Source organism: Longimicrobium sp. (genome assembly GCF_036387355.1).
Lineage (GTDB): Bacteria > Gemmatimonadota > Gemmatimonadetes > Longimicrobiales > Longimicrobiaceae > Longimicrobium.
The window spans coordinates 1-5,959 of sequence record NZ_DASVTX010000113.1 but is presented as its reverse complement, the minus strand read 5'-3'; the positions used below and the strand labels follow the sequence as shown (position 1 = coordinate 5,959).

General features: G+C 70.6%; 6 protein-coding genes. All 6 read left to right on the top strand.

Annotated elements, in window-relative coordinates; all coding sequences use genetic code 11:
- Window positions 1-710 (top strand): uracil-DNA glycosylase (locus tag VF665_RS05225; protein WP_331052360.1); only part of this gene is annotated, 710 nt, incomplete at its 5' end.
- 79 nt (window positions 711-789) lie between these two features.
- Window positions 790-2,751 carry a replicative DNA helicase gene (dnaB, locus tag VF665_RS05220; RefSeq protein WP_331052359.1) on the top strand — a complete coding sequence of 654 codons (1,962 nt, stop codon included), beginning with the start codon at window positions 790-792 and terminating at the stop codon, window positions 2,749-2,751.
- Window positions 2,752-2,758: 7 nt separating this feature from the next.
- Window positions 2,759-3,130, top strand: a complete 372-nt coding sequence (locus tag VF665_RS05215) for a hypothetical protein (RefSeq protein ID WP_331052358.1) — start codon at window positions 2,759-2,761, stop codon at window positions 3,128-3,130.
- 186 nt (window positions 3,131-3,316) lie between these two features.
- Entirely contained in the window at window positions 3,317-4,696 is a 1,380-nt protein-coding gene (radA, locus tag VF665_RS05210; protein ID WP_331052357.1) for a DNA repair protein RadA, read from the top strand.
- A gap of 1 nt (window position 4,697) precedes the next feature.
- Window positions 4,698-5,375 carry a 2-C-methyl-D-erythritol 4-phosphate cytidylyltransferase gene (gene ispD, locus VF665_RS05205; protein ID WP_331052356.1) on the top strand — a complete coding sequence of 226 codons (678 nt, stop codon included), beginning with the start codon at window positions 4,698-4,700 and terminating at the stop codon, window positions 5,373-5,375.
- Between the two features lie 101 nt (window positions 5,376-5,476).
- On the top strand, window positions 5,477-5,959 hold a 483-nt coding region (locus tag VF665_RS05200; protein ID WP_331052355.1), incomplete at its 3' end, for a hypothetical protein.

Here is a 5,959-nt window from a genome sequence, read left to right as displayed (position 1 = left end):
CGCGCCTCGCCGCCTCCGCTCCGGCCGACGCGCAGACGCCGGTCCCCGGTGTGGTGGAGACGCACCGCCGGGCGGGCGCGCCGGTGCCGGGCACCACGCCGCACCCGCCCTCGCCCCGCGCGCCGGCGCGCTACGCCTCCGCGGAAGAGATCGCGTCGCTCCCCGTGCTGAATGACGTGCGGGAACTGGCGCTGGGCTGCCCGCGGTGCGAGCTGGCAAAGACGCGCACGCACGTCGTCTTCGGCGAAGGCGACGAGAACGCGGACGTCCTGGTGGTGGGCGAGGCGCCGGGTCAGGAGGAGGACCGCTCGGGGCGGCCCTTCGTGGGGCGCGCGGGCAAGCTGCTGGACCTGCTGCTGCTGTCGTCGGGCTTTTCGCGCGAGCAGGTCTACATCTGCAACGTGCTCAAATGCCGGCCCCCGGCCAACCGCAATCCCCGGCCGGAAGAGGTGGACGCCTGCAGCCCCTACCTGCTGCGCCAGGTGGAGCTGGTGCGGCCGCGGGTGATTCTGGCGTTCGGCAACTTTGCCGCGCAGACGCTGCTGGGGACGGACACGTCCATGAGCAGGCTGCGGGGCCGGTCGCACCACTACCGCGGCATTCCGCTCGTTCCCACCTATCACCCGGCGGCCTGCCTGCGCAGCCCGGCCTGGGTACGCGCCGTGTGGGAGGACCTGCAGCGCGCGCGCGGCCTTCTGGACGCGGCCTGATCCGCATCCGCCCCGAACGCACACTTTCCGCCCCGCGCGGACCATAGACGTACCTCGCTCTTCAGCAGTACCAGGAGCCATGTCCACCATTCCGTTCGTTCCCAAGGTCGCGTCGGCACCGCCGGCCTTTGCCGACCGCTCGCCCCCGTATTCCGCCGAGGCGGAGCTTGCGGTGCTGGGCGGCATGCTCATCGACGCCGATGCGCTCACCAAGGCCATCGAGCAGGTCGACGACACCATGTTCTACCGCGAGGGGAACCGCCGGGCCTTCCGGGCCATGCAGCGGATCTTTGAGCGCGGCGACGTGGTGGATGCGCTGACGCTGGCGGAGGACCTGCGCAACCACGGCGACCTGGAGGCGGTGGGCGGCCTGCAGTTCATCGCCTCGATGATGGACGCGGTGCCCACGGCCGCCAACATCGAGTACCACGCCCGCATTGTCCGCGAAAAGGCGCTGCTGCGCCGGCTGATCGAGGCGGCCACCACCATCATCCAGGACACGTACGAGAACCCGGGCGAAGTCGACCAGCTGCTGGACCAGGCGGAGCAGAAGATCTTTGAGGTCGCGCAGACGAACGACCGCAAGGGCTTCGTGTGGATCAAGGAGATCCTGTGGCCCACGTTCGAAAAGATCGAGGCGCTGCAGAACAACAACTCCTCCGTCACCGGCATCCCCACGGGCTTCGGCGACCTGGACGAGATGACCGCCGGGTTCCAGCCCAGCGACCTCATCATCGTCGCGGCCAGGCCGTCAATGGGAAAAACTGCGTTCACGCTGAACATCGCGCAGCACGCGGCGATCTCGGCCAAGAAGCCGGTCGCGTTCTTTTCGCTGGAAATGAGCAAGGAGTCGCTGGTGCAGCGCGTGCTCTGCGCCGAGGCCCGCGTGGACGCCAGCCGCCTGCGCCGCGGCCGCCTGCTGGACGACGAGTACGCGCGCCTGGCCACGGCCGCCGGCTACCTGAACACCGCGCCCATCTACATCGACGACACGGCGGGCATCTCGGTGCTGGAAATGCGCGCCAAGGCGCGGCGCCTCAAGGCCGACCGGCCGGACCTGTCGATGATCATCGTCGACTACCTGCAGCTCATGGTGGGCGGCAAGGGGAACAAGACCGAGAACCGCCAGCAGGAAGTTTCGGAAATCTCCCGCGGGCTCAAGGCGCTTGCCAAGGAGCTCGATCTGCCCGTGGTGGCGCTTTCGCAGCTTTCCCGCGCCGTGGAATCGCGCCCCGACAAGCGCCCCATGATGAGCGATCTTCGTGAATGCGTCACGGGGGACACGCGGGTGGTGCTGGCGGATGGACGCCGCGTCCCCGTCCGCGACCTCGTGGGCACCACGCCGGACGTGATCGCGGTTTCGGAGGATGGAAAGCTGCACCCCGCGGCCACCGACTTGGTGTGGAGCAAGGGGCGCAAACCGGTGTTTACCGTCCAGCTCGCCAGCGGCCGGCGGATCCGCGCCACGGCGGAGCATCGCCTGCGCGGCCCGGCGGGATGGATGCACGTCCGAGACATGGCGCCCGGTGATCTCATTGCCGTTGCACGGGAAACATCCATCTCGCCCGAACGGCTTTTCAGCTCCCAGCCGCCCGTCCAGCATCCGCCGGAGTCCGGGCAAGGGGTTGGTCACGAGTACGGCGAAGCTCTTGCCGCGGCGGATGTGTCGAGCGCTGTCGGAGTCTGTGAGTGGCCGGACAGCGATCTGTTCTTCGACCCAGTTGTAAGTGTAGATCCTGCGGGCGAAGAAGAGGTATTCGACCTGACGGTGCCCGGCCCGTCGTGCTGGCTGGCGGATGGCATCGTGAGCCACAACTCGGGCGCCATCGAGCAGGATGCGGACGTCATCATGTTCCTGTTCCGGCCGGAGTATTACTTCGGTCCTACGGACAAGGAAGGCAACAGTTTGGAGGGTCGCGCCGAGCTGATCATCGGCAAGCAGCGAAACGGCGCCACGGGTACCGTCAACCTGATGTTCCTCAAGGAGTTCACCCGCTTCGAAAGCTTCTCGGGCCGCGCGGACGGGCCGCCGGAGTACTGAGGCGGCGTTGTACTCCATCAGCGCGCGGCCGTGGGCGGAGATCGAGGCGCTCTACCTGGCCATCCGTCCCGGTCCGCACCGGTTCGCGGAGATGGCGAAGCTCGTTCGGCTGATCGCGAACCGCTACGAGAGCCGGCTTTTCGCCGCGACCTCCATGCACACGCTCCTCGTGACCAACGTCGCCCGGTGGGATCCCGATTACGACGTGCTTCGCGTGGATCTGGAGGGCGAGCAGATCGGGTTCGCGCACCACTCGCTCCCGGGAAGGCCGCCTTCCTGGGTGCGGGTCACGGAAGCGGCTGCGCAGCAGGCTTTCGAGCAGCTGGAGCGTTTCGTTGCCGCGCACGGGTGGATCAACAGGATCCCCGATCCCGCATAGGTAGACGCCACGCGTCCCGTGAGGCGGAGAGGATCAACAGAGTCACCGGGGTCCAACTCCGGTGGCTCTGTTGCTCTGTGCGAGATCCCGTTCTTTTCCCCTCCGCGAACGCCGGAGCGGCCGTGCACCAAACGGTGTCCGTGGTGTACGGATCGCCGGACCGCTTTCCGGAGCAGAACAGGGCGAATGGCCAGGACGAAGACCGCGTTCTTCTGCCGCGAGTGCGGCAACGAGACGCCCAAGTGGCAGGGCCAGTGCCCCGCCTGCCGCGAGTGGAACTCACTGGTGGAGGAACCCGCCGCGCCGCGCCGCGCCAAGGCAGCCGCGTCCGGCTCGTCCGTGCGGCTGGCGGGCGCCGGCTCGCCCGCGCCCGTGCGCCTGCGCGACGTGGAGGGCGCCGAAGGGCAGCGCTGGCCCACGGGGCTGGCCGAGTTCGACTTCGTGCTGGGCGGCGGCATCGTCCCCGGCTCGGTGGTGCTGGTGGGCGGCGAGCCGGGGATCGGCAAGTCCACCATCCTGCTGCAGGTGGCCGCGCGGCTGGAAGGCGCCGGCCGCAGCACGCTGTACGTCTCCGGCGAAGAATCCGCACATCAGGTAAAGCTGCGCGCGGACCGCATGGACCAGCCCGCCGGCGCGGTGACGCTGCTGGCGGAAACGGAGCTGGACACGCTCCTGCTCCGCGCGGCGGAGCTGAACCCGCGGGTGCTGCTGGTGGACTCCATCCAGACGGTCTACACGCCGGAGCTGGAAGGGGCCCCCGGCAACGTGGGGCAGGTGCGCGAGTGCGCCGCGCGGCTGCAGCGCTTCGCCAAGCAGACGGGGACGGCCGTCTTTCTGGTCGGCCACGTCACCAAGGGCGGGGGGATCGCCGGGCCCAAGACGCTGGAGCACATCGTGGATACGGTGCTCTACTTCGAGGCGGCGGGCGGGCTGGACCACCGCGTGCTGCGCGCCACCAAGAACCGCTTCGGCGGCGTGGACGAGATCGGCGTGTTCCGCATGACGGCGGGCGGGCTGAGCCCGGTGGGCAACCCCAGCGAACTGTTTCTGGGCGAGCGGTCGGAATCCGTCCCCGGGTCCGCCGTCGTCGCCACCATGGAGGGGACGCGCCCGCTCCTGGTGGAGGTGCAGGCGCTGGCGGCAAAGGCGGCGTACGGCGCGCCGCAGCGGGTGAGCGCGGGAATCGATCCCAAGCGGCTCGCCCTGCTGCTCGCCGTGCTGGAAAAGCGCGCCGGCCTCCCCTTCGGCCAGCTGGACGTGTTCCTGAACGTGGTGGGCGGGCTGCGGCTGGCGGAAACCGCGGGAGACGCGGCCGTGGCGGTGGCGCTGGCCTCCAGCGTGTTCGACCGCGCCGTGCCCGCGGACGTCGTGGTGATCGGCGAGCTGGGGCTGGGCGGCGAACTGCGCGCGGTGGGGCAGATGGAGCGCCGGCTGGCCGAGGCGGCGCGCATGGGTTTCCGCACCGCGTACCTTTCGCCCCGCGCCGTGCCGCAGAACGTGCCCTCCGGCATCCGCGCCGTTCCGGCGGAAGATGTCCGCGCCCTCGTGGACCGCATCTTTGCCTGACGTGGCGAACCACGCAGCCATCATCGTCGCGGGCGGCAGCGGCCGGCGCTTCGGCGGCCCGGTGCGCAAGCAGTACCTGGCCGTGGGCGGGCAGCCGGTGCTGCTGCGCGCCATTCTCCCCTTTCTGCACCATCCCCGCATCCATCGCGTCGTCGTCGTCCTTCCCGCGGAAGACGTGGACGCGCCGCCGCCCTGGCTGGCCTCGCTCGGCGTCGCGCGGACGGCGGGCGGGGCGGAGCGGGGCGATTCCGTGCGCGCCGGGCTCGCGCTCGTGGCGGAATCCGAGCGGGTGCTGATCCACGACGGCGCGCGTCCCTTCATCGACCGAGACACCATCGACCGGGTGCTGGACGCCTGCGGAGAGCAGGGCGCCATCGCCGCGGTTCCGGTGACGGACACCATCAAACAGGTGGACGCGGCGGGTACCATCACCGGCACCCCGGACCGGTCGCGGCTCTGGCAGGCGCAGACGCCGCAGGGCTTTCCGTGCGCCGCCATCACCGAAGCCTACCGCCGCGCGGCGCGGGACGGCGTCGCCGCGACGGACGACGCCGCGCTGTACGAGCGGTACGCCGGCCCGGTGCGGGTGGTCATGGGCTCGCCCCGCAACCTCAAGGTCACGCGGCCGGAGGACCTGCTGGCCGCGGAGGCCATCGCGGCGGAGCTGGCGCGCGGCTGACACACCGTGCGCGGGTTGGACGGAGGACGGCGCGGTCTGTAGATTGCGCGGCTTGCCTTGCCGGCCCCGCGTGCGGGCCGGCCGCCAGACGCCGGGAGCCGATGTCAGACCTTACCCCCGCCCGCAACCCGGGACCGGAGATGTCCGAACAGGCCACGCCGTCCTCGCCGCGGACCACCACGTTCAATCTCCTCTTTCTCTGCACCGGCAACACCTGCCGGTCGCCGCTGGCGGAAGCGATCGCCCGTGACGCGGTCGCGGCGCGCGGATGGCGGCACGTGCGGGTGCAGAGCGCAGGCGTGTCGGCCGCGCCGGGGTGCGCCGCGTCGCCGGAGGGCGTGGCCGTGGCGGCGCGCGCGGGGATCGACCTGTCCGGGCACCGCAGCCAGCCGCTGACCCCCGGACTGGCGGAGTGGGCGGACCTGATCCTGGCGATGAGCCCGTCGCACCTGGCCGTGGTGGACCGCGTGGGTGCCGGCATCAAAGCCGCCACGCTGGGCGATTTCGCGGCGGGCGGGCCGGGGCTGGGGAGCGCGGTGCCCGATCCGTTCGGCGGGCCGGAAGAGCTGTACCAGCAGACGTTT